Consider the following 23799-nt stretch of genomic DNA (forward strand, 5'->3'; position numbering starts at 1 on the left):
CCCGTTGACTAAACACCCCAACATGGTACCAAGTGATAAATGAACCTTCTCCTCTCGACCAGTGGCTCAAAGGCCAAGATGAATATGTTTCCTTTGTGGAACTCGCCGACGAAGTTATCGATCTGACCAAGGGCGTCCTTGTCGTGATCGAGAAGCGCCGGCCCGTCCACGAGACTTTGGACATCGGAAAATCTGTGTTTCCGACGGCTTGGAGTTGCGTCCGTCAGTACCTCGACCAAGTCGAAAAAACCCTTGGCAGCATAAAGACCAAGCTTGAGCCATCAGACGTCAAGAAACTGGCCGACGCGAAGCTGGATGTACCGCCCCCGTGGTCCTTTCCCCTGTACTACATGTCGATTCGCAAAGAGGGCGTCAATGATCCTGGGGTCGAGGAGTTGAGCAAAAAGCTGGTTGCAGCGCACGGGGAGTTTGCCAAGATCATTCTCAATCCGGACGAGAAGTTGGTTTACGTCGGTCAAAAGGCAAAAGGAAGCCGCTTCCGCGGTGGACATGCCGCAATTACGAAGCTGACCCACCCAAAATATGATGGATGGGAGAAGTGGGTTTACGAGGCCCGAGTGACAGTTCAGACGAAAAACGGAAAGCGTCTGCCCCTCGAGTGGCTACAGGATAGAGCGGAAGCCAAGTTACTGTTGCGTTGTGTCGAGCACCAGATGATTTATCAGTTTAAGCCGGAGTTGAATGACCAGGGCGTGAAAACGATTCTTGGAAAGTGGCAGGCGAATGTTGGTATTGCGAATTACTGCGAAGACTCCAGCTTCCTACATGGGAGTTTTCTATTTTGGGGCACGAATGTGCCTGAGGACTTCATTCCGAAGATCGATGTCATTTGAGTAAGCCGAGAGGTTCGGCGAACCATCGCATGCACGGAAGCGGCGGTGGCCGGCGTATTTTATAATCAACGTCAACTTCCGCCGCCCCGTGATGCGGGACGTTCACTGCTTAGCAGGGCGTGTCCTGAGCATCAATAGTAGTTCCCGAACATGGCTCCTCTATGCCGCCGCTACCCAGAACGTTGTCAATTGATGCCCAGGGGCGACTGGACCGCCTGGCTGAACTTGACGGCTATCGGCAAATTGCTCTTTTCGTAATCCCCTATCTCAGCCCGTTTTGCAACGACGAATTCTGGGGCAGAGTCCCGCCAACCGCAAGTGTGAAGACTGACGTAAAACCGGAACAGGATCTCCAAGGTCATCGTGGCGGCGAACCGATCTCGGTTTACTTAGGATTCGATGAAGTTGGATCTTGGATTCAACACGACTTACGTAACGAAAAGTCTTCTCGATAGTCGCACCAATCCGCAGCGCACTTTTTGCGAAGTTCACTTAACTCACCCTCCGTTAAAGAAAATTGGGGTAATATGTGTTGTTCGGACAATGGATCTATCTTTTCCAAGTAGTCGTCGGCCCATCCTAGCCACAGACCAATTTCGCTCTCCTCGTTAATTGCGCCGTTTCGATGGATCGCCTCACTGCGAACCGCTTCCACAAATTCCCGTGCCCTGACTGCGTGTCTCCACTTGCGAGCGGTCCGTAGCAAGTTAGTTTCCCGGACACCATCTTTACGCCGTTCCACCTCGGCATCGATCGCCGTGGTTTTGCGGTCCGCTTGTATTTCTGCTTTTTGTTTGGCGATTTCCGTCGCTACAAAGTGCTGATCTACGCCTTTCAGAATTTGGACCAGCATGTAATTCAGGCGATCCTCCAATCGGTTGATTTTGGTGTCGCGGAGCCTCATGTAGAAATTTGCTTCTCTGGCTCGAATTGACAATTCCAGACGACCCGAGGGGGAGTACTCATAGCCGAATCGATTGTAAGTAACGCCAGCGACGTAATATTTATCCGCCTTCTTTTGATTTACTGGCTCCCAAAGACCGAACTGAAATCGAATTCCGAGAATATCGACCTCTGGCTCCTTTCGGTCTTCTCCAGGCCCGAAAGAATAGCCGCGTTTGTGCAGCGCCCTCACAATCGAATGCAGCAATAGAAGAGCACGACGAAGACTTTGGCTGGAGACTCGAACGCCAAAGATTGGTTGATCTATTTTGTTGGAGGGATAGACGCGACCGAATTCGTCCGCTCGACCTTGGAGCAACGCTACGTTCGTTGCCATGATATACGGATCTGCTGCTTGAAGGCTGGTCGCAATTGGGATCTTTTTCGACGGATCTGACTCAGCGTTGATGAGTGCAACGATTTTGGTGTCTGCGGCGACCGGAGCATCGGCGTCGAGCGACGTTGGAGTCCCGACGTATTTTTGCAGCCGAATCTCTTGCAGTGATTTGTCTGAGATGGAACTCAGCGGGTGCTTATGAACGCTCTTACCGTATTGAAGCTTCGCCCAGTAACCGCGTGTCGGTCGAGGGATCTTGTGACGCTTGCAGATTTTGGCCAGACCGACGTCGGATATTGCAAACTCAGCGACGAGCCTTCGCATGGGCGTTGCCCAGACTAGTTCGTAAAGTTCTTCACGACTGAGGACGATCTGCTCGATAGAATCGTGCATTGGAGGAGACTTCGTTCACTCCGAATAGTTGAACTTTGGAGAATCGGAATGGAGAATCTCGCCGAGCGGCGATTTCCTAGGGATACCGCCATCGCACCTCCTTGTTGAACGTCGAGCTTTCGTGCGGAAACGCCAATGTGCGCGCGTTGTCGAATGTGCCACGACATCAGTCTTGTCCCCAAATTGGCTAATTAGCCAAACGCATTGAGGATTTCCCAAACACTTCTCAGCATGGTTTCGCATCAAACCGCGTTAAGCTCCCCTTCAGCAAACACTGGCGCAAGATATGCCTCGACTTCACGTATCGCCTGAAACACTTTCCCGAACGGTCGATTCGAGTATTGATCGGAAAGCGAATCCGTCTTCACCGGCGAGCCGTGACAATCAAAAACGCCGGCGATCTCACCATTCGAGAAGCGCTTTACCAGGTCGGTCGCTGTCTTTCTCAGCTTCCCGAACGAGAGCTTGCGGATCTGCTGTTTGTCATCCTGGATGCGTTGGATGAGGCGATCGAAGTGATTGGGAATTAGCTGGTTGGCATTGTTACTTTTTGTCGGCCTGTCGATGGCGCTGCCGTTCTCGCTGACAACCAATCTTGCCGCCGGCGAAAAATCCGGAAAGCGTTGACGATGCTCCATCGCCCACTTGATCGCCTCGACGGTCTGCGGAAACAGGATGTGCTCTCCGTATACCCCGCTCTTCCGTCGAATCCGCTTGATAAACGAATCTTTGTCGGTCGTCGGAAAGTCAAGAATCTCCTGCTCTCGTTCGGTGTGCCCTTTGAATAGGTGAACCTCACCAACTAGGAGAGAGCCAATTTCTGCACGTCCAAAGCCGCAGTTCAACCCAAGTAGCAGAAGAATCCGATCGAAAGGCTTACCGTATCGCATCAACAGACGCAGCTCATCGAGTGAAAACGTGTCGACCTGCTCGATGCTCTTCTTCGCGAGATCGCTCGCCAGTCGCCGGATCTTGGTATCCATGTCACTGAAGGCAAACGGCTTGTTCCATTGGTACTTACTCGACTTATCCAGCCATTTGAAAAATCGAACGAGCGTCCCCAAGTAATTGGAAGCCGACTTTGCCGTCATCGGCACGGTGGTGCCGGTCTTGAACGGGCGACGTCGCCAATAGCCGACGAGCTCCCCCAGAGCGTCCGAATCGAGCCGAGAGAGAAACAGATCGGGATGGTGATTCTTGAGATTTTTGACCTGGCGAACCTGGGTCTTTCCCCAGGCCGAGATGTGGTCGGAATTGGGGTCGAAGTATTCCTTCTCCAAATATTTTTCGTAGGCGGTCAACGCCTGATAAAGGGTCGCCCCTAGCGTTCTCAGTGGAGCCGGACTGGGAACATTCCCGACACTTCGCGCCCTTTCCGTCGTCTCGGTCTCACGGACTTTCTGCTCGCGGGCTCGGCGTAGCACGGGATCACTTGGCTTGAGGACTCCCTCATACGGATCATGCTTCACGATGTCCGGCGTTGCAAGCAAGCCTGTTTCCCCGCGGAGGTCGATGCCAAGGCCGGCGAGACGCTCTTTCGTTTCCTCTGCGGCTTGAAGAACCTCGATGTCGGGCGTTTTGATAATCATGTCGCGCGGCACCCCAGGAATGGCCTCGAACATCTCAAGCGCGGCTTGCCCCACGTCGAATGCGTATTGATCCTCGGGAAGGAACAAGACCACCGGATACTTGGCCTGCATCCGCTGGATGCGGCCCGCGTAGTTATATTGCAACTCGTCGGCCCCACGGCGAACAGGCACATTGGGAATACCTTTCGCGATTCGCTTGGCGATCATCAGCAGATGATCGGTCCAGAGGGGCCGAGGCTCATCACACGACTCGCAGAACCGGTCCCACAACTCCTTCAGCTTCCGTTCTCGATGCTCGGCTTCCTTGCGATCAGTGCCGAGCAGGAACTTGTGTTGTTGCAATTTGCCGGATTGCGTTCGCTCCCAGCCCAGCTGGCGAGAGTAGTACCCGCGGGCATCCGGCTTCCAGGTTCGCCGTGATCGCGTCGCCATTTGCACACCAGAAATCGGGGCTCTTATCGGAACATCTGTGCCGAAATCTGGCCGTTATAAGAACATTTATCGGAAATCGGAGAGGTTTCCGGCGTCCCCGGCGTCATGAACGGGGGCGAAAATCACGTGATTTCCCATAAAAATAGCCGCTTTGCTCGGAAAAGCAAGCGGCTTCGAAGTGGAGGCGGCGGGATTTGAACCCGCGTCCCGCGACATTTTCATGCAAGCATCTACGTGTGTAGTCGATTATTTGATTTTTGCAGGCGACGTCTCCAATCGACGAGATACGCCGCCCACTAGCAAGGAACTTGATTTAGTCTTCAGCGTGCTTTGCGTGACTGAAGACGAGTCGGAATTGGCGACCGGTTTTCAGATCTCTCCGACAAAGACCTTCAACCGGCAAGCTAACCTATTTAACTAGGCAGCAAGGACGAGAGTATTATTCTCGGCAATTATAGTTGTAGTCAGCTTTTAACGAGGCCCACTGACCAACCTCGACACGCCACTTACACTTCAGGCTATCCGGTCGATTCCAATTCGCCCCCCAAAGTGCACTGGTCGCCGCCGCACGATCAGCGACAGCTTCCTGATATTCGACATTCGGCCCGGTTAACTTGAACCGAGCCAGCCTGACGAACCTCCTTATTCTACGTCACTCACGGCAGAAATGTTCCGCCCAAATGCCGTAAAGTGTTATGATAACTCGCTTTCAACCCCAAAGAAAGCGGCCCCGCCGCCAAGACAGTTCGCTGCTCATGCAAAAAACGTTGTTTGACCTCGACGCGAGGCCTCGCGAGAGCTTCTATTTCGACCGCGGGCTCTTTCTTTTGCCGGGGCATCTGGGGGTCGATGTCCGCCGCCGGCAGCAGTTTGGCTTCATTTCGCATGCGCATATGGATCATGCGGCGCGGCACGAAACGATCCTTTGCACGCCGGAGACCGCCGCGCTGGTCCGGCATCGTATTGGCGAAACCCAGTATCGTGAGATGCCGCTGGGCGAGCCGATTGAGTTTCGCCAATCCCGGCTCACCACCGTTTCGGCCGGGCACGTCCTCGGCTCGGCGATGCTGCTGGCCGAACAGGACGAAGGGTCGATGCTCTACACCGGCGACTATCGACTGGGCGAGTCGTACACCGCCGGCCAGGCCGAGCTCCCCCATGCCGACGTGCTGGTGATGGAGTGCACCTTTGGCGACCCCTTTTACAGGCTCCCGCCGCGGGCCGAAACGATCGCCAAGTTTCTCGATCAGGTCGATCAGGCGTTTCGAATCGGAGCGACGCCGATCGTCCACGCCTATGTGCTGGGGAAGGCGCAGGAAGTGACCAAGATCCTGACGCACCACGGCATTCGCGTACAGCAACAGCAAGACGTCTTCGCGATCAGTCAAATCTACGAAGCGTGCGGCTGCGATCTGGGCGCGTACGAACTTTACGATGGCCGGCCAAAACAGCGGCATGTGGTTGTCTCTCCCCCTCGTTCGCAGCGCGGAAGCGACGTGCATGGAGTCGTCCTGGCCCAACATTTCGCGATGACCGGCTGGGGATGGAATCCGCAGCTCGCGGCTCGCTACCGCTGCGATCATGTCGTGCCGCTCTCCGACCACGCCGACTATGGCGAACTGCTAGAAACCATCGAGCAAGTCGCGCCGCAGCGAATCTACTGCACGCATGGCCCCAAACGGTTTGTCGACGATCTCCGCGGGCGCGGTCACCAGGCCTACTGGCTCGGCTAATCGTCGAGCGGAACCTGGGACCGGACCGCCCCGTTTTTTTTATCGCCCAGGGCGGCCGCGATTCCAAAGGACGAATATCCCGTTGGTGATTCGATATTCACCCTGCCTTCGACATTCGGATTTCGAACTTTGTGACTGGTTTCACAATGTGGACTGGACTGCTTCGTTTTTTTTCGTAGCCCGAATCAGCCAAAAATCGTCACACCAACCAGAGTCGCAGGCCGATGGAATGCGGCTGGCCACTTCAATCCCAGTTAGGTTCGCCGACCGCATTCCATCGGCTTGCGCCTCTGGCTAGTGTTCGAGTGGTTCGAAAAGGAGCAACTTCAAAAAACGCGATCCACGGAAAACGGTCTCTATCTCGCATGACGAAACCTGGGAACGCCTTAGCGTGCTTCGTGCTTGATGCCATCTTCGTGATTAGTTTCACAATGTGGACTGGACTGCTTCGTTTTTTTTCAGACCAGTGGATCGAACGCGCCTGCATCGTCCTGCATGAGACATTCGTCCTTAGAAATTAGTCATTTATTCTCTCCTGGGAACAGAAGGGAAACAGCTGCCCAAGAGGCGTCCAGCGGTCGGCTCGAGTTGGGCGCCGAAAATTGCCATCGCGCAGCAACACAACCTCGAATCAGCCTTCTCGGCCGCCGAGAAATCTTGGTTTGGAATTTCCTGGGCAATGGACCCCGGATTTGTGCGCTTTGTCAAGCGACAAAGTTTGCTGCTGCTTCCGGTTGGCGCATCCTACGGAAATTTGACCAACGGATTGGGCCCTATGTGCGCCTGTCACTCACGCACAAGCCTTGCCACGCGAGGCCCCGTGGCAAGGGCGACCATGCTTCCTAGTGTTCGTGCCCGTGCGCTTCCTCTTTAAAGTCCCCGGCGTACGGCGTGCCGTCGACTTCGCCGCTAATGGTGCCGGAGAATTCGCGGACGATTCCTAGATTGTCGTGCTTGCCGACGAAGCGTGAGCTGGCGGCGGCGGTTTCGCCAGCGAGCGGAGCGGCTTGCAGATCGACCTGAAAAGAGGGCTCATTGATGTTCAGCAACAGCGTCTCGGCGGCGATCGGTTCCGGCGTTTTGGCATCCCCACCCAAGATGAATACCGCTGACTCTTTGGCGTCGTGATCGACGGTGAACTCGACGTGGTATTTACCGCCGCCCCAATCGGTGACGACGCCGCCGTTGGGTCCGTCGCTATGGCTATGACCATGATCCTCGTCGTCGCTGCTGGCGGCGGGACTAGAAGGTGCGGTAGCGGCGTCGTTTTTGCAGCCGATAACACCGACCCATAAACTTGCCAAGACGAAAAATGTTGCGTAACGAATCATGTGCAAACTCCCTTTGTAAAAAAACATCTCTGGGCGACGCCGACCGCGGCGTCACTGCAGCAGCTCCTCTTCGTCATGCTCTCCTTGAGCGAGACGAATCGCATCCCGGCCGCTGAACTTCCAGAACAGACCGGGATGAATCAAAAATTCGCAGAATGTAGAAGTAATCAACCCGCCCATGATCACCGTGGCGACAGGATACAGGATTTCTAGTCCCGGCTTTTGCCCTCCCGCAACGATCGGCAATAGTCCCATGCCGGCGGTAAGCGCCGTCATCAGCACCGGGGCCAGGCGTTCTAAACTGCCGCGCATGATCATGGCTGCCGAGAACTGCTCTCCCTCTTGCTCCATCAAGTGAAAATAGTGCGTCACCAGCAAGATGCCGTTACGAACCGCAATTCCGCCCAGCGAGACGAAACCGACCAAGCTGGCCACGGTCAGCGTTTGCTCGGTAATGACCAGCGCCGCGACGCCGCCGATAAAAGCGGTTGGAATCGCATTCAAGATCTGCAGCACGATCCGGACCGACGAATGCAGCATCAGCAGCACGACAAAGACGCCGACCAACGAGACGATGGCCATCAGACCGATCATCAGCGTCGCTGAGCGCTGACTTTCAAACTGCCCGCCATATTCGACATAATACCCTTCTGGGAGACGGATGCGGCTTTGCACGCGATGTTCGATATCCGCGACCACGCTCCCCAGGTCACGTCCTTGCGTATTGCAACGGACGACCATCCGGCGACGGACGTTTTCTCGCATCAGCTGATTGGGCCCCGTCTTGCCGGTCGTGAAATCGGCGACCTCGGCCAGCTTGATCTGCCCGTCGCCGTTGGGAAGATCGATGCGCAGATTCTGTAAGCTGAAATAGTCGGTCCGCTCCTCCTTTCGTAGGCGGACGACCAGATCAAAACGCCGCGAACCTTCCAGCACTTGGGAAACGGTTTCTCCTTGCAGAGCGGTTTGGACGAAATCGGCCACTTCCTGCCGGTCGAGACCATAGAGCGCCAACGCATCCGGCCGCAGCACAATATGCAGTTCGTCGACAAAAACTTGCGATTCGATCACCGGCGTCGTGATGCCGGGCACGTCGCTGATCTCTCCCTTCACTTGTCGAGCTAATCGCTGCAAAACGTTCAGGTCATCACCGTAAATCTTGATCGCGACATGCGCATAAACGCCGGAGAGCATGTGACTGATCAAGTGTGCGAGCGGCTGATCGATTTCGACCTCCACGCCTGGCAACTCTTTCTTCAAATCCTCCAGCAACCGCTCGATCGATTCATCGCGAGAATGCTCGACCTCGGGATTCATGCTCAGGATGTACTCGCTCATGTTGACCGGTTGGGCGTGCTCGTCCAGTTCGGCGCGGCCCGTACGACGGACGAAGTGCCGCAGTTCGCCATGGGGATTTGCGTCTGACAACAGCAGCGGCGCCAGCTTTTGATCGACGATCGCCGCGGCGTCGCTCGAAGCTTGTAGGGACGAGCCTGCTGGCAGGGACAAGTTGACCTGCACGCTCCCTTCGTCAAATTGGGGCAAGAAGTCGGCGCCGATTTGCGTCAGCAGCCAACCGCTTACCGCTACCAATATCCAGGTCGTGATTAGCAGCGGCGTCGCGAGTCGCAGACTTGCGTGGATCAGAAAACTGGCCCCATGTTTTAAGGATCGCAGCATCCAACCGTCCTCATGCGCGTGGGTCGCCTTCGACTGCGGCAACAGATAGTAAGAGAGGACCGGCGTCACCGTCAGCGAGACGACCAGCGACGACAAAATCGAGACGATGTAAGCAATCCCTAACGGCGTAAACAAGCGGCCTTCGACGCCTGACATGGCGAACAGCGGCATGAAGACGAGAATCACGACCGCCGTACCAAAGACGATGGCGCTGCGAATTTCGCGGCTTGCCTGATAAACGACTTGCAGCGCCGGCCGCGGCGACGTGAGTGCGGCGTTCTCTTTCAATCGGCGATAGATGTTCTCGACGTCGACGATCGCATCATCGACCAGCTCACCCATCGCAACCGCCAGACCGCCGAGGGTCATGACGTTGATCGAAAGCTCTTGCCCTGTCAGCAAGCTGATGGCGCGAAAGACCAAGATCGTCGTCGCCAGCGACAGCGGAATCGCCGTCAACGTGATGAACGTGGTGCGAAAATTCAATAGAAATAACGCCAGCACGATCACGACCAAAACCGCCCCGATGACGAGCGCTTCACCGACATAGTAAATGCCGCGATCGATAAAGTTCTTCAATTGAAACAGGTCGCGATTGATCAAAATATCTGCGGGGAAGGATGCTTCCACGTCGGCCAGCGCCGCGTGGATGTTATCGGTCAAGCCGCGCGTGTCGACGTGCGGCTGCTTGACCAGCGTGATGACGATGCCGCCGTGCCCGTCGATGCTGGCGTCACCCCGTTTGGCGGGCGCACCTTCTCCCACTTCGGCGACTTGCGCTAGCAATACCGGTCGCTGACCGCTGGCGTCAACCGAGATCTTCCGCAAGTCAGCCAACACTTGCGGCGGCTCTGGTCCTAACCGGCCGATCACGCGAATCGGACGCTCTTGTTGTCCTTCCAGCGTATAGCCGCCGCTGGCGTTTAAGTTGTTACGACGGACCGCATCTTCCACTTGCTTCAAGCTGACGCCGAAATCGAGCAGCGCCGTCGGATCGACTGCGACCTGATATTGCTTTTTCTCGCCTCCCAGTACGATTACTTCGGCGATGCCTGATATTTGCAATAGCCGCGGCCGCACGACCCAATCGGCGATGGTTCGCAATTGCATCGCTTGTTCAAAGTCGGAAAGGAACGGAACGTTATACGTCTCTCCCGCGACGACAACCCGAAAGCGGCGCGTCGTTTCTTCGCCCAGGACGTTCGAGGCAATATCGACCTCTCCCCAAGAGTCGATCGGCAACTCTTCCCAGTTCTGGGGTTGGCGGCGATCGACGGGGCGCCAAGCTTTCAGTCGCCCACTGGGGAGCAATTCGGCGAGTAACTTTGTCTCGCCGAGCGGGGCCAATTTACCGCCGCTGGGTCCCACTTGACGATGCACGCCGACATGCATGATTTGCCCCATGATCGATGTGGGCGGAGCGAGCAACGGTTGAATACCCTGCGGCATGACGCCGGCGACCATCGCCAGGCGTTCCTGAACAACCTGGCGAGCCGCACGGATCTCGGTATCCCACGCGAATTCGATGTAGATGACGACCAGTCCCGTACTCGACTGGCTGCGCACCGAGACGACGCCGTTAGCGCCGAGCACGGCTTGCTCGATCGGTTGCGTCACGAGCGTTTCCACTTCTTCCGGAGAGAGGCCGGGACACTCGGTCAAAATCACCACACGCGGGCGATCCAGATCGGGGAATACGTCGATCGGCATCGTCGTCGCCAAATAGCCGCCATAGATCATGACGGCGATCGACAGCACCAAGATAAGCGGCCGATGCCGCAGCGAAAATCGAATGACTGCGTCTAACATAGCGGCTCCTTAGTGATTGGAATGGACCGAACCGTCGGCGTGCACATGCACGCCGGCTGGCGCCGAGCCGCTCGCCGATTTTAACGCTCGATTTAACTGCACCGCTCCTGACTGGGCGATGTAGACGCCAGGCGGCACGCTGCCGTCATTGGCGATCACCATTTCGTCTTGCGTCTGTTGTACGACCCGCACTGGCCGCCGCTCAAACAAGTCGCCGTTGTGTCGAAATACGTAGGACTCGGCGCCTTCTTGCACAACCGCGTCGGCCGGCAACACAAACACGTTTTCTAATTGCTCGGTATTGATTCGCAGACGCACGCGTTGGCCAGGTCGAAATCGCCAGATGAACAAATGCTTGCCGTCCCGCTGATAATTTCGATATTGATTTTCGAGCGTTAAATAGAAGGACGCGGTCCGATTTTTCGTGTCGAGCGTGTTGGAGATGTGATGTATCGTGGTCGTGGGAAGGGGCGAGTCCCAATCGGACTGAGCGTCTTCCGTCAGTTCCAGCGTGATCGGCAGCGCCGCTTCGGCCGCTTTTTGTAAGAGCGGCAATTCTCGCCGAAACGCGTGTCCTTCGATGAACAGCGACTGATGATGCGATAAGGTGCAGAGCATTTCGCCTGCTTGAACTTGCTGTCCTAGTTGAGCGCTGACATCCTGCACCTCAAAGAACGGCAATCGCTCGACGACTGCCGGTTCAAGCGTCGCCGTATCTGGCGAGTCGACGGACGATGTGACGGCCGGCACGCGTATCACGACATCGGAGATCAACTCACCGCTGGCCACCGCATTGATTTGCGCTTGCGTCAGACCCCGAATTTGCAAGTCTTGACGATAGGCGTTGATCGTCACGTCCAGACGGCGCATCTCGTTTTTCAAGTCGATAATCCGTATTCCGGCGACTCCTCCGGCTTTGACTAGACTGTCCAATCGATCGATATGCTCCTGGGCGATTTCGCGATCTTTGATCGCCTTGAAGAGCTCGGTTTGCGAAGTCTGAAAGGACTCGCCGACCAGTCTGAGCGTGAAGAGCACGTCCCCCGTCTCTACCGTATCGCCGGCATAGTGATGAATCGCAGTCACGATCGCGGTCACCGGCGCGACGACCCCGCGGTCGCTGATCCCCGGTCGATCAACGATCATCCCCGGCACGTCGATCGTCTTCCAATAACTGGTCGGGCGCAGCGGTTTTGACTTTAGACCAAGATTCTGTTGCGCCTGCTTGGACAGCAGCACTTGTTCATTCGGCGGTGATGCCGAAGCTTCAGACGCGTCCGAAGCAATTTCCGCTTTGTTTTGCGGGGACGAAAGCAGCGGAACCCAGCGCTCGTGCGTCAGGGCCAACCCAATGATGCCGCCGATGATGACGAGCAGCGAAACGATTTTGAAATACTTGACCACGTGAGAATCTCCAACCGCATGCCATGCTCGAGAGAAGAGCAATCAGCAAAAACGACCGCAGTAAACGTACCGCAGGCGCGAACAGCGAACGTCGCGCAAGGAGATTTAGAGGCGCAGAGAATGCGCAGCAAGCAACGGAGAAAGGCTCGGCAATCGAGGCGAAAACGACCTGAACGCCGATCCTGTCGCCGGCTGCGAGGGGGGCGTCTCGCTCGTTAGGCAAAGCGAAGAAGATGTCGCGTCCAGGGAAGGCGAGACTTGAACGCCTGCGTCAGTCGCAAAATCGCCCGAGACGAAAACGACAATTTCTTCGTCTGATTCGCCGGTAAGTTGGCTCTCGACGCGAGTGGTATTTTCGGTCGCTCGAGCGTGTGAAAGAGCATTCGCCGAATGTTGATGATGATGCCCACCCAGATGTAGATGCGCCTGGGACGACGAATCACTGTTCGAGCCATGTTCCGCGACCGAATGGCAATGCGACGCCGCAAACCCATTGAGGGTAATGGACATCGAAAGCAAAATTGCCAGGGTATAGCGGAGCATGGGTAACCATTAAAATCCGATGGACGACGTCTCTAAGCATATTCCGCCGATACCGAACCGGCAAGTTCCCGACAAATTTTTGCTTTCCACCTTGTCGAGATAACGCCCCCGCAGGAACGCCGCCAAAAAGCAGGTAAGTCGTTCGGCGAACGCAAGTTCCGCCGAGTGAGCCAGCCCGTCGCGTGGTCGATTGCGGGGTTCGCGTGGGAGCGACGCTACTTCTTCTTCACCGTTTTCTCCGCTAGCTCGCTGACCGCATCGAGCTGCTGATTCCACAGCGTCGCTAGCTCTTTCACCTTCTCGGGCTGTTGTTTCGCTAGGTCGTTCGCCTCGGCGCGATCGGTGCTCAGGTCGTACAGTTCCCACGAGTCTCCTTGGGCGGCGACCAGTTTCCAGTCGCCGACACGGATCGCGCGGTTCCCTTCATGCAACCACCAGAGAATGTCGCGATCGATCGTTACATCTTGCGTGAAAGCGGGAACCAAGCTCTTGCCGGGCGCCGCGGGAATTGGTTCGCCTTGCCAGGTGCTGGGTTTTTCGACGCCGACCGCGGCGAAGATGGTCGGCGCGATGTCGATCACGTGGGCGGGGGTTTGGCGATATTCTCCTTGCGCTTGGATTCCGGCGGGCCAATGGACGATCAGCGGCGTGCTGATTCCTCCTTCGTGCACCCATGTCTTGTGGCGGCGGAACGGCGTGTTGGCGGCGCTGGAGAAACCGGGGCCAAGACACAGATAAGATGCGGCGCTGCCGGGCGCCGCACTGGGATCATGTCCGCCGTGCCGCACCATGATCTCGGCGCTGGCGCCGTTGTCGGAGGCGAAGAAGATCAGCGTGTTGTCGTACTCGCCCATCGCTTTTAACTGCTCGATCAGGCGGCCGATCTCTTGGTCCATGCGATCGACCATCGCGGCGTGGATCGCCATCTTGGTCGCCTGAAAGCGGCGCTGCTCGTCGGTCAGATCGGTCCAGGGAAGCGGGCGATTGACCTCGCCGGGGCCTAACTTTTTGATCGCGTCGGGAAACGCGTAGGGAGGACCGACATCGGGCTCGAGCGCCGACAAGGTCGTATGCAGCAAGCCGAGTTTCTGTTGACGAGCGAAGCGTTCTTCGCGCAGTTTATCCCAACCTTTCAGATAGTCGTCGCGGTACTTGGTGATGTCTGCTGGCGGCGCATGCAGCGGGAAATGGGGCGCAATGAACGCGACGTAATGGAAGAAGGGTTGATCGGCGTATTTGTCGGCATGCTCTTGCAGACAATCGACCGCATGATCGACAACGGCCGTCGTCGCGTAATAGTCCGACTCGTCGGCGGCCGGGACGACCGGTTTGTCATCTTCAAAGTTTCCCTTGGCCGTGAAGAAGTTCCCTTGGTTCCGCAGATCGAGCGAACGATCGAATCCGGCGGCCAACACTTTGCCGTCGATATGCCATTTGCCGCTGTGATAGTTGCGATAGCCGTGCGGACGAAGAAAGTCAGGCAGCAGTCGCGCCCACGCTTGGCGCGCTCCTTTGCCGCCGCCGCCCAAACCGGGCAACGTGTCGCGATGAATTTGCTGCGCGTAGTAGCCGCTGAGCAGCGCCCCGCGCGTCGGCCAGCAGCGAGCCGTGTTGTAAAAGTTCGTAAACTTCAATCCGCCAGCGGCCAGCTTGTCTAGATTGGGCGTCGCGATCTCGCCGCCGTAGCAACCAAGATCAGAATAGCCCATGTCGTCCGCCAAGATGAAGATGACGTTGGGACGCTCGCCTGACTCGGCCTGCAGTTGTGTGGGAATAATAAGTTGGGCGGCGAGTACGGCGCAAGCGGCGAATGTGAGCTTTTTGATGCGGCGTATTAGATGATGGGGGAATGGATTCATGTCGAATCCCTTTCTTGGAAGGGCGGGGGCTCAGCGGTCACTTCCCCAGTCTCTTCTCTCCGATTTCAAGAGTCAATTCCTGGGGGCGACGGGGGCGAGAAAATCTGCCTCTGAAATGCGGCGGAAAGCGAAAGCCGCTTGGCTAACGCCGCCAACGCTGACCGAGAAAGAGCCGCGCCGAGGTCTGCTATTTGGCGGGGCCGATTGTTCTCGATTGGTACGGAGGCTTGGCAGTCGCTGCTAGTGGGAGCGACTTCAATGATTGCCCGCGTTTCTACTTTTTGGATTTCGGGATTTCTAAATTCTGGACCGTCGCTTCCTGTGGAAACTCGATGTCAAAGGTGTGTTCCGCGAGGGGCCCGACCAGCTCGGCGTCTTCGGCGAGAGACGAGTCGGTCGCAATGACATGCACTTGATGGGGGCCACCCACCGTGCCGCGTCCTGCCTCGGTGGTGTCGTAGCTGCCGTTGATGATGCGAGCGGTTCCTTGAGGGCCAGCGTTCCCCTTCTGCGTGTCGGGAGTGAAAATAATTGAACCGCCTGGAACCGGTTTTCCCTGAAAAGTCACGTGGCCGGAAACTCGGTAGCGGGGCGGTCCTTCGACTTTTCCGCAACCGCTCATGGAGAGCGCCAGAGCGACGGCGAGCAGCGAAAACAGGGGCGCATGGGGGAGGATGCGAAGCATTCGATGATCCTGCAATAACGAGAGAAATGGAGGGAAAATTTTTCCTCGGAAAACGAAGTGCGCGATTATTCGACCGTTCTGACTTCACCACCATTACGGCTAGCGGTCGCCAGGTACGCGTCCATGTCGACGTTCTCCGAAACGAACCTCGCGCTGGCGTCGGCCATCAGCACTTGGGCGCCTCCGCTGTGCATGCTGCTGAAACTCATGTTATTGAAGTTGCCGGAAACAAATCCCTGAATGTTGATCCCGAACTTGACGTTCTTGGCCATGCCGCAAGAGTGGTCAGGACATCCGCGCGACCAAGCGCGGGGCGCGGCTTCTCCGGTTGGATAGTTGTTGGTCGAAAGTTCACCGACCATGATCGTGTTGGACGTCCCATCGGTGATATCTCGAAATCCAATTTTGCTGTTCGCACCCAGAATCCCCTGATCCGAGACTTCGTTACCAGAGTTGCAGTTTGGGGCCGATCCGCTGTCGGCTGGCTTTTTGCAAAATAGTTTGTATCCCGATCCAATCGGCCCCATATTGCCCACATAATGGCCGGCGTACATCTGACCAATGACGGTGCTGCCGGAGTCAAGCAGCGTTTCGTCGGCATGATCGGAACGCGGCAGTGTGGAGCTAGGGCATTGATACGACTGGGGGACGGCGATCACGACGCGTCGATTCGGCTGTCCGCGCCATCCCTGAATGTCGTTGAACTGGTCGGCCATCGCCGAGAATTCGACATATGGCAAGATCGCAACCAAATAGCTGTGCGACGTCGCGCCGAACGCGGTGTTTTCGTTGGTGCTGGACGGCGTGTCGCTTATGTAGCGAAATCCGCCGGGAGGCATCGTGTTGTAGACGTCGTGGTAATTGTGCAAAGCAAGGCCGATTTGCTTCAGATTATTCCCGCAACTCATCCGCCGCGCCGCTTCGCGCGCTTGTTGAACCGCCGGCAATAAGAGTGCGATTAAGACGCCGATGATGGCGATCACGACAAGGAGTTCGACGAGCGTGAATCCGCCGCGCCGTTTGCTCTCCGCGATATGACTTGTCATTGGTATTTACCCTCGAAAAGACAAAATGATAAGGAGCAGGCAGAACGCCTGGAAAGGAATCAAAACGAAGTCCGAAAATCATCCGGACTTCAGCGCTTCATGAATCACTTCACCGCCGAGGACGGTGGGGATTTCTTGACGGTTGTTGTGCAGATAGATCAATTGATGTTGGTCGATCCCCAGCGTATGCAGAATTGTCGCGTGCAGATCGTGCGGAGAGAGCGGGCGCTCGACTGGTACGAAGCCAAGTTCATCGGTCGCACCGATCACTTGTCCGCCTTGGATGCCTCCGCCGGCCAGCCACATGGTGTAACCGGCTGGCGAATGATCGCGTCCGCGGGAATCTCCCTTGCGGCTCCCTTCGGTGGTGGGCGTACGACCGAATTCACCTCCCCAGACGACCAGCGTTTCATCCAAGAGTCCCCGTTGCTTCAGGTCGGCTAATAACGCCGCCACCGGCTGATCGGTGGCCTTGCAGCGGCTGATGTGATTCGATTTCAAAGCGCCATGCGCGTCCCAGCCTCCATTGCGCAATTGGATGAAGCGAACCCCTTGTTCCACGAGCCGTCGCGCCAGCAGGCATTGTCGTCCAAAGGCCGCGGTCGCTTTTTCGTGGATCCCATAGGCCTTTTGCAGGTGGGCCGATTCGGTCGAAAGATCGAGCACTTCCGGGGCTTCCATCTGCATGCGGAAACCAAGTTCGTACGACTCGATACGCGCTAGCAGTTCGGAGTTTTGCGTTTGCTCTTCCAGATGCCGCTCATTCATCCAGTTGATAAAATCAAGCTGCTTCCGACGATCGCGCTCGGAATAGAGCGGCGGCATTTCGGAGTAGGGAATTCCCTGCTGATTATCGAGCACCGTTCCCTGGTATCGCGCCGGCAGAAATCCAGACGCCCAGCCGGGGCGCTGGGCGGCCGGACCGGTCTCTTGCGAGGAGAGCATCACAAATCCAGGCAGATTTTGCGCCGGACTTCCCAGTCCATAGGTGACCCAAGATCCCATGCTAGGGCGGTCGCCCAAGCCCGAACCGGTTAGCGTTAAGCATTCTCCTGGACCATGCACGGGAATGCGATGATTGAGCGAGCGAAATACGCAGATATCATCGACGTGCTGCGCTGTGTGCGGCAACAGTTCCGAAACTTCGATGCCGCTCTGGCCGTACTTCTGAAAGCCAAACGGCGAGGCCATGAGTTTCGAATTTACGCCGGATCGGGGAATGTTAGGAACGTTGGCGACAATACTGTCCGGCACCGGCTCTCCATCCATTTTCGAGAGCTGCGGCTTGGGGTCCCAAGTATCGACATGGCCCGGCCCGCCTGACATGAACAGGAAGATCACCGACTTGGCGGTCGGCGGAAAGTGCGGCTTGAGCGTGGCGCTAGAAGAGGAAGGGGATCCCCATGCGTGATCTTGTTGCAGTAGTAAATTCAGAGCCATGGCTGCGAATCCGAGACCGGCGTCCTGAAACAGAACTCGACGATTCATGGAAATGTCAAACACAGGCGGCGCTTTCAATCGGAAGAACTAAGGCAAGTAAACAAATTCGTTCAGGTTCATCAGAGAGTGCAGGAACTGCGTGAGCGTTCGTCGCTCGCTTTCTGCGTCCGCTGCGTGCGAATCAAGCATCGCCAGAGAACGTTTGACTTCGGACGGCGTTGGCGCTCGTCCCAGAACTCGTGAGAAGGCAAGTTGGATCTGCCGGCGGTGATCTGAGCCTGCTTTGTCGCCGATCTGATCGGCCAGCAATGTCGCTCGTTTCACGACAAAGGGGTTGTTGAGCAAATAGAGCGGCTGCAACGCGACGGTCGAAGTTTCTCGGCGAGAACAACTGCGAAGCGCTTCCGGCCCGTCAAACATCCGCATCACGTCCGGCAGTTCGCTCCGCCGCTGCGAAAGATAGATGGTTCGGCGGAGCTCTTGTTCGTCATGATGAGGCGCGACGCTGGGTCCGCCAACTTTCCGGTTGAGCTCTCCGGTGACCACCAGCAGAGAATCCCGAATCGCTTCGGCCTGGAGGCGATGTTGCGGCCAGCGCCAGAGATGGATGTTCTCGGGATCGAGGGCATAATTTTCGGCGTTGAACGTCGCACTTTGGCGATAGGCGTTGGAGGTGAGGATTAGCCGTTGAACATGTCGGGTGCTCCACGAATTCTCCATCAATTCCACGGCGAGCCAGTCCAGCAACTCGGGATTGCTGGGGGGAGAGCCATGGGTTCCGAAATCGCTGGAGGTCGCGACGATTCCATGGCCGAAGTACATTTGCCAAAGTCGATTAACCCAAATCCGGGCGACCAACGGGTTGTCGCGACTGCCCAGCCATTCGGCCAGCGCCTGGCGCGGAGTGGGGACCAGTTCGGAAGGAATCGTTCCCAAGACCGCGGGCCAACCAGGTTCGACGCGCAGACCGGGGCTTCTCACGTCGCCGCGAATCAAAATATGGGTTTCGACACGTTTGAGAAATTCGGGCGAGTAGGGTAGGGGAGATCGATTCACTACCGGCAAGTATTCCAGATCCTGGCTTCCGGTCACCGGTGAGTAATAGCCCCATGTATGCGCAGGATACTCGGCAGGATCAATCTTGAGCTTTCTGGCTTCGCTCAGATAGAACTTGTAAGAGCCCTTGGTGAACCACTCTTGGATCTCCTGGGCCGCGGGGTTCTCCGTATTCAACAGACGAATATTTCCCATCTGTCCGCGCGAGAAGAAAGCGTAGAAGCGGTAGTAATCTCGCTGCGTGATCGGCTCAAATTTGTGGTTATGGCATTGGGCGCATTCCATTGTCAGACCAAGCAAGGCGCTGGCCGTGTTATCGACGATGTCGAACAACACATCCGAACGTTGCAGACCCTTATCCATCTGGTTGCCGCTGATCCGCGCCGCGGCGAGAAATCCGGTCGCGATCACCGCTTCGTCGGTAGTGGGCTGCAGTTCGTCACCGGCTAGTTGCTCATGGAGGAATTGATCGTACGGCTTGTCGCTGTTGAAACTGTTAATGACATAATCTCGATACCGCCAAGCGAAGGGACGCGGAATATCGTGTTGATGCCCTTCGCTCTCGCCCCAGCGAACCAGGTCGAGCCACATCCGCGCGGTGCGCTCGCCGGCATGCGGAGAAGCCAGCACGTTATCGACGAGTCGGGCGTAAGCTTCTGGCGATTGATCCTTGAGAAACTGTTCCGTCTCTGATTCCGTCGGCGGCAAGCCGATCGCGCTAAGGTAGAGTCGGCGAATCTGGGTTCGGCGATCTGCGGTTTCGGAAGAGGTCAGTCCCAGCTCTTGTTGTCGAGCTGCGACAAAGGCGTCGATCGGATTTTGATGCGCTATTCCATCCGTTTGCGGCACTTCAGGGCGTTCGACCCGTTGAAAGGCCCAGTGCTGCGATTCGACGCGCGGTTCGGGAAGCAGCTTGTCGTCCCAGTCTAGCCCCTGATCGATCCAAGCTCGGATCAAAGCGATCTGCTGTTCCGAGAGTGATTCTCGATCGGGCGGCATCCGTTCGGTATCAGAGTTCGAGGTGAGGACGTGCAGTAAGGGGTTATTGCGACTGTCGCCGGGGACGGCCAACGCATGCCCTGTGCTGTGGCCGAGCAGTTCGCTACGAACGTCCAGTCGATACCCCGAGTCAGGAAAATCGCCCGCATGGCATTCGAAACAATTTTCCTGCAGCAGCGGGTAGATATCACGTTTGAAGCTGACCGTCTCTGTCCAAGCGAATTTAGGCTTTTGCTGCTTATCGTTCGCGTTGGGCCGAGTAGCGTAGAGAAACTGGTACGCTTCTTCCCAGCTCGAGGAGAGAACCAGGTCGCCAACGCGAATTCGATCTTCGGCTTCGGTTTTTGCGCCAGTCGCAAAGCCGATCCAGTGAATCTGATGCACGCCGGCCTGACGGTTGATCTTTAGATTTGGCTGCTCTCGGGATTCTGGTTCTGGATTGATCCAGAGTTCCATTTGGCTGTAGTCGTTGCGCTCACCCGGGGTTTCTTTGGAGAGACGCGCGATCAACCGATAGGTTTTTCCCGGCTCCAATTCATGCTGACTCCAGGCCGTTTGCCCAGAACCGAACCGAAGCATAAAAACGTTTCGGCCTTTGCTGACCCCACGATCGGCTTGATGAATGCCGATGTTGGGAACCCCAAAATTGTGGACGGCATGATCGCTGCCTTCCGTACGATCGAGCCAGAGGACGAAAAATTCTGGATCCTGCTTTGTCGCCAACGGATTGGGCTGGTAAACAAAGCGAAACCCGACAAACAGTTCGTCCTCTGAGTAAACGCGGCTAAGCTGACGACGCAGCGGGTTGTTGCGTTGGCCGGTGCCGCGAATCACAACCGGCGGCCAATCGGCAGGCTCCGCGGGGTCGTAGGCTGCGGGAGAGAAATTCGACAGTTTCCAGCCGCCGCGCCAACCATCGACCAATTCTGTGGCGAGGATTTCGACAGCAAGCTCGGTGGAGGGAGCAAAGCGATCGGAGACGACCGGAAAGGGCGCCGCTAACAGTTCCGCCAACGGCAACGTTGGACCAACGAGTCCCAGCAGACACGAGAGCAAAATTCGGGGAAGTGAATTCAGCAATTTCATGGATCCAAGTCTTTCCGCTTGCTAAGAGAGATCGCAGGTTGTGGGGGAGAAATTTCGGTCGCTGGTCTCGCCTACAGAACGTTTTGCAGACTGAAATCGACCAGCAGACGATCAATCCAGAGTTTGTCTTGCGGTTCGGTATCTTTTCCCATCCGGAAACCCAGCGTCGATAGCGACTCTGCGCCCTGATCGGGAGGAAGGCTTACCTGGAGATCAGGAGGACCGATCGATTTAACATCGGGATCGATCCACAACTCCAGGAGATTGAATTTTCCTTGATTGGACTTGCGAACGCGGCCCACGAGAAAGAAGCGAACGTCGTTCCCCAGCACCGGACGCGTATCTTGATGGTCCAACTTGATTCGCGCAAAGTAATCTCCGAAACGTATTCCCGCATTCGGTTTCGCCGAGTGGCTAACTCCCACGTCGAGTGAGTTGTCGAACCAGAGTGCGAAGAAATCGTTCGGATCAAGTCCCTGATATCTGCCGAGAAAACTGAAGTAAAAATCTTGCGAGATTCGTCCCGGCAGCCGCGTTTCTAAGCGATTGCAGAGCGAGGGAAACGCAGGATCACGACCATCCATTTCAATCACGTAGGGATCGCCAGAGATCGACTGCCAGTGCAGGGGAGTATCGAGGACCGTGACGCGGGCAAATTTTCCGTCGACAATCCAAGGGTGGAGACCCGCTTGGTCAGAATCGGCGTGTTGAAAGGGGGAAAAGTCTTCCGCCAACCAGGCTCGCGAAAAATTGGGGCGCCGATCCGCAGTCGCCGACGCGCCTAAGCGTGACAGCGCTTCGGAAAGCGGCATCGATTGGATCGCCGGAGGATACTGACCGGTACGCACTAGCTGAAGTTGCTCCAGCGATGGCAGAGAAACGACGTCACTAGAGTCAACGCTCGCCAAGTGAATGTCGGTAAAGTCAGCAGGCGACTGAGAGTAGTGCGATCGGACTTTGGAGCTAAGCAGCAGCGCCTCTTCGGCCGCAGGGGCTTTGCGGGAACGGACGGTGACTTCCCCTTCGTAAACTTGAACCTTGGCTTGCCCAGTCGAATCGACTTCGGCTCCAAACTTCGTCCCGAGATCGACGATCTTCATGTCGGGCGTCAGCACGGTGAATCCCCGTGCATCTTCCGGAACGACCGCAGCCAGCTTGCCTCGATGGAGAACCGCTTTCCACGCGGAGCTGAGTTCCAGAATTGCGGGGCCTTTCAGGGTAACTCCGGCCCCACATTCAAAAGCGAGCCGCACGAGCCCCGAATCTAAGGCGAGACGCTCTCCCTCTCGAAACGACATGCCATACTTCAGCTCACCAATCGAATCAGCCCAGACGGCGTCTTCGCTATCGATCAGCATCGCCACGACTGCCGGCGGCGGAGATCCCGACACTAGGTCAGGAGTCGAAGGATGCTTATTCCCGGTTGGCCATAGGAATACTGCGCAACAAGCAATCGCCAGCAACGCGGCGATCGAAACGACGGGGCCAAACCAGCGACGGAATTCTTGATTGGCCGAAACAAGCGTTTGCCGCTGCGCCAACTCGACGGGCTCTTCGAAGACAAAATCGGGAATCAATTCAGCGGCCGCTTCTGAGCAATCGGCGTACGTCCACTGAAGAAGCGTGTCGGACAAGATTTGATCGACATACAGCTGGCGAAGTTCAGGCGAACTTTCGACGATTTCCATCAAGCGAGCATCTTCGCTGGCCGTCAAGTTCTCGTTAAATAGTTGAACGATCAGTTGCTCGAATTCGAGCCGCAATTCTGTTGGAACTTGATCACTCATTGCAGCGCCTCCGCACTCAAAGCGCGCTCTACGCAGTCTTTTAGCGACTTTCGTAACCGGTAAAGCGTCATCGCAACCGCTTGAGGCTGGCGCCCTAAGCGTTTCGCCAATTCGTTGACCGAGACGTTGTGTTGATATCGGGATTGCAGAATGGACTGCTGCGCCGATGGCAATTTAGCGACGCAATTTCGAAGCTCTTCTGCACGCTGGTCGAGTTGACTCAATTGCAGCGTCGCCCGTTTGGCCAAGTCTTCGATGACGTTTTCACTTAACGAGATCAGCGATTTCCGACCTTTCGATTTGAGAAACGCCATGGTTTGCAATTGGGCGATCCGGCAAGCCCAGCTTGCAAAAGGGCGATCCGGATCGTATTCGCACCGCTTGCGCCACAAGACCAGATTGGTCTCTTGCAACACATCATCCACATCCGCCGGCGACCGGAGAAACGTCCTTAGAAAAGCGGTCAGGGGGAGCTGATGTCGCGCCATTAACGCGACGAACTCTTCGTCCCGCTCACTGCTGGTCGGTGCGAGTTGCGGCTGAAGCTCCGTCCCCGCTTCCGTCAATCGTTGGTCGCGATGTTGGGTAATGATGAATACTCCAATTTCTAATGACAGGACGGGCGCAACAGAAGCTAAGACCGTGTATCGAATGCGATTCCCCGCTCATCATAAAAGTCGCTACTAGGAGTTAGCTAAAATTCTCGATTCATAACGAGAAAATGTTATCAATTTCTGTTTTTCTCTAGATTGCCGGTCAATCTCCTGGAATCCGTACGCGCAGGGTCGAAACGA

General features: G+C 56.3%; 14 protein-coding genes and 1 other RNA gene. 2 read left to right on the plus strand and 13 right to left on the minus strand.

What is annotated here, in order from left to right; all coding sequences use genetic code 11:
- Positions 1-32 precede the first annotated feature (32 nt).
- Positions 33-854 (plus strand): hypothetical protein, encoded by an 822-nt coding sequence (locus DSM3645_RS27665; protein WP_002650840.1) that lies wholly within the window; start codon positions 33-35, stop codon positions 852-854.
- A 418-nt stretch (positions 855-1272) separates the two neighbouring features.
- Here the strand turns inward: DSM3645_RS27665 and DSM3645_RS04470 are convergent, their stop codons facing one another.
- The 3 genes from DSM3645_RS04470 to ssrA all read right to left on the minus strand — a co-directional run bounded on the left by DSM3645_RS04470 (position 1273) and on the right by ssrA (position 5092).
- The gene (locus DSM3645_RS04470; protein WP_002650842.1) at positions 1273-2526 is read right to left on the minus strand and encodes a hypothetical protein; all 1254 of its coding nucleotides are present in this window, start codon (positions 2524-2526) and stop codon (positions 1273-1275) included.
- A gap of 242 nt (positions 2527-2768) precedes the next feature.
- Positions 2769-4547, minus strand: a complete 1779-nt coding sequence (locus DSM3645_RS04475) for a hypothetical protein (RefSeq protein ID WP_002650843.1) — start codon at positions 4545-4547, stop codon at positions 2769-2771.
- 176 nt (positions 4548-4723) lie between these two features.
- Positions 4724-5092, minus strand: a transfer-messenger RNA (tmRNA) gene (gene ssrA / locus DSM3645_RS29245).
- Positions 5093-5302: 210 nt separating this feature from the next.
- Here ssrA and DSM3645_RS04490 point away from each other — a divergent pair.
- Entirely contained in the window at positions 5303-6280 is a 978-nt protein-coding gene (locus DSM3645_RS04490) for an MBL fold metallo-hydrolase RNA specificity domain-containing protein (RefSeq protein WP_161603290.1), read from the plus strand.
- Positions 6281-7122: 842 nt separating this feature from the next.
- Here the strand turns inward: DSM3645_RS04490 and DSM3645_RS04495 are convergent.
- The 10 genes from DSM3645_RS04495 to DSM3645_RS04545 form a co-directional block, all read right to left on the minus strand.
- Entirely contained in the window at positions 7123-7611 is a 489-nt protein-coding gene (locus DSM3645_RS04495; protein ID WP_002650847.1) for a hypothetical protein, read from the minus strand.
- A gap of 51 nt (positions 7612-7662) precedes the next feature.
- On the minus strand, positions 7663-11100 hold the full coding sequence (locus DSM3645_RS04500) for an efflux RND transporter permease subunit (RefSeq protein WP_002650848.1): 3438 nt from the start codon (positions 11098-11100) through the stop codon (positions 7663-7665).
- Positions 11101-11109: 9 nt separating this feature from the next.
- Entirely contained in the window at positions 11110-12504 is a 1395-nt protein-coding gene (locus DSM3645_RS04505; RefSeq protein WP_002650849.1) for an efflux RND transporter periplasmic adaptor subunit, read from the minus strand.
- A gap of 758 nt (positions 12505-13262) precedes the next feature.
- Complete coding sequence (locus DSM3645_RS04515) at positions 13263-14906, minus strand: arylsulfatase (protein ID WP_002650851.1); 1644 nt, start codon at positions 14904-14906, stop codon at positions 13263-13265.
- 274 nt (positions 14907-15180) lie between these two features.
- Entirely contained in the window at positions 15181-15591 is a 411-nt protein-coding gene (locus tag DSM3645_RS04520) for a hypothetical protein (protein ID WP_002650852.1), read from the minus strand.
- Between the two features lie 65 nt (positions 15592-15656).
- Complete coding sequence (locus DSM3645_RS04525; protein WP_002650853.1) at positions 15657-16637, minus strand: DUF1559 domain-containing protein; 981 nt, start codon at positions 16635-16637, stop codon at positions 15657-15659.
- 78 nt (positions 16638-16715) lie between these two features.
- Complete coding sequence (locus DSM3645_RS04530) at positions 16716-18077, minus strand: DUF1501 domain-containing protein (protein WP_237564754.1); 1362 nt, start codon at positions 18075-18077, stop codon at positions 16716-16718.
- Positions 18078-18164: 87 nt separating this feature from the next.
- The gene (locus DSM3645_RS04535) at positions 18165-21218 is read right to left on the minus strand and encodes a PSD1 and planctomycete cytochrome C domain-containing protein (RefSeq protein WP_002650855.1); all 3054 of its coding nucleotides are present in this window, start codon (positions 21216-21218) and stop codon (positions 18165-18167) included.
- A 71-nt stretch (positions 21219-21289) separates the two neighbouring features.
- Entirely contained in the window at positions 21290-23005 is a 1716-nt protein-coding gene (locus DSM3645_RS27670) for a FecR domain-containing protein (protein WP_002650856.1), read from the minus strand.
- On the minus strand, positions 23002-23571 hold the full coding sequence (locus tag DSM3645_RS04545) for a sigma-70 family RNA polymerase sigma factor (RefSeq protein WP_002650857.1): 570 nt from the start codon (positions 23569-23571) through the stop codon (positions 23002-23004). The genes DSM3645_RS27670 and DSM3645_RS04545 overlap by 4 nt, the downstream gene beginning before the upstream one ends.
- Positions 23572-23799: the final 228 nt, after the last annotated feature.

The sequence above is a fragment of the Blastopirellula marina DSM 3645 genome, from assembly GCF_000153105.1.
Classification (GTDB): Bacteria; Planctomycetota; Planctomycetia; order Pirellulales; family Pirellulaceae; genus Blastopirellula; species Blastopirellula marina.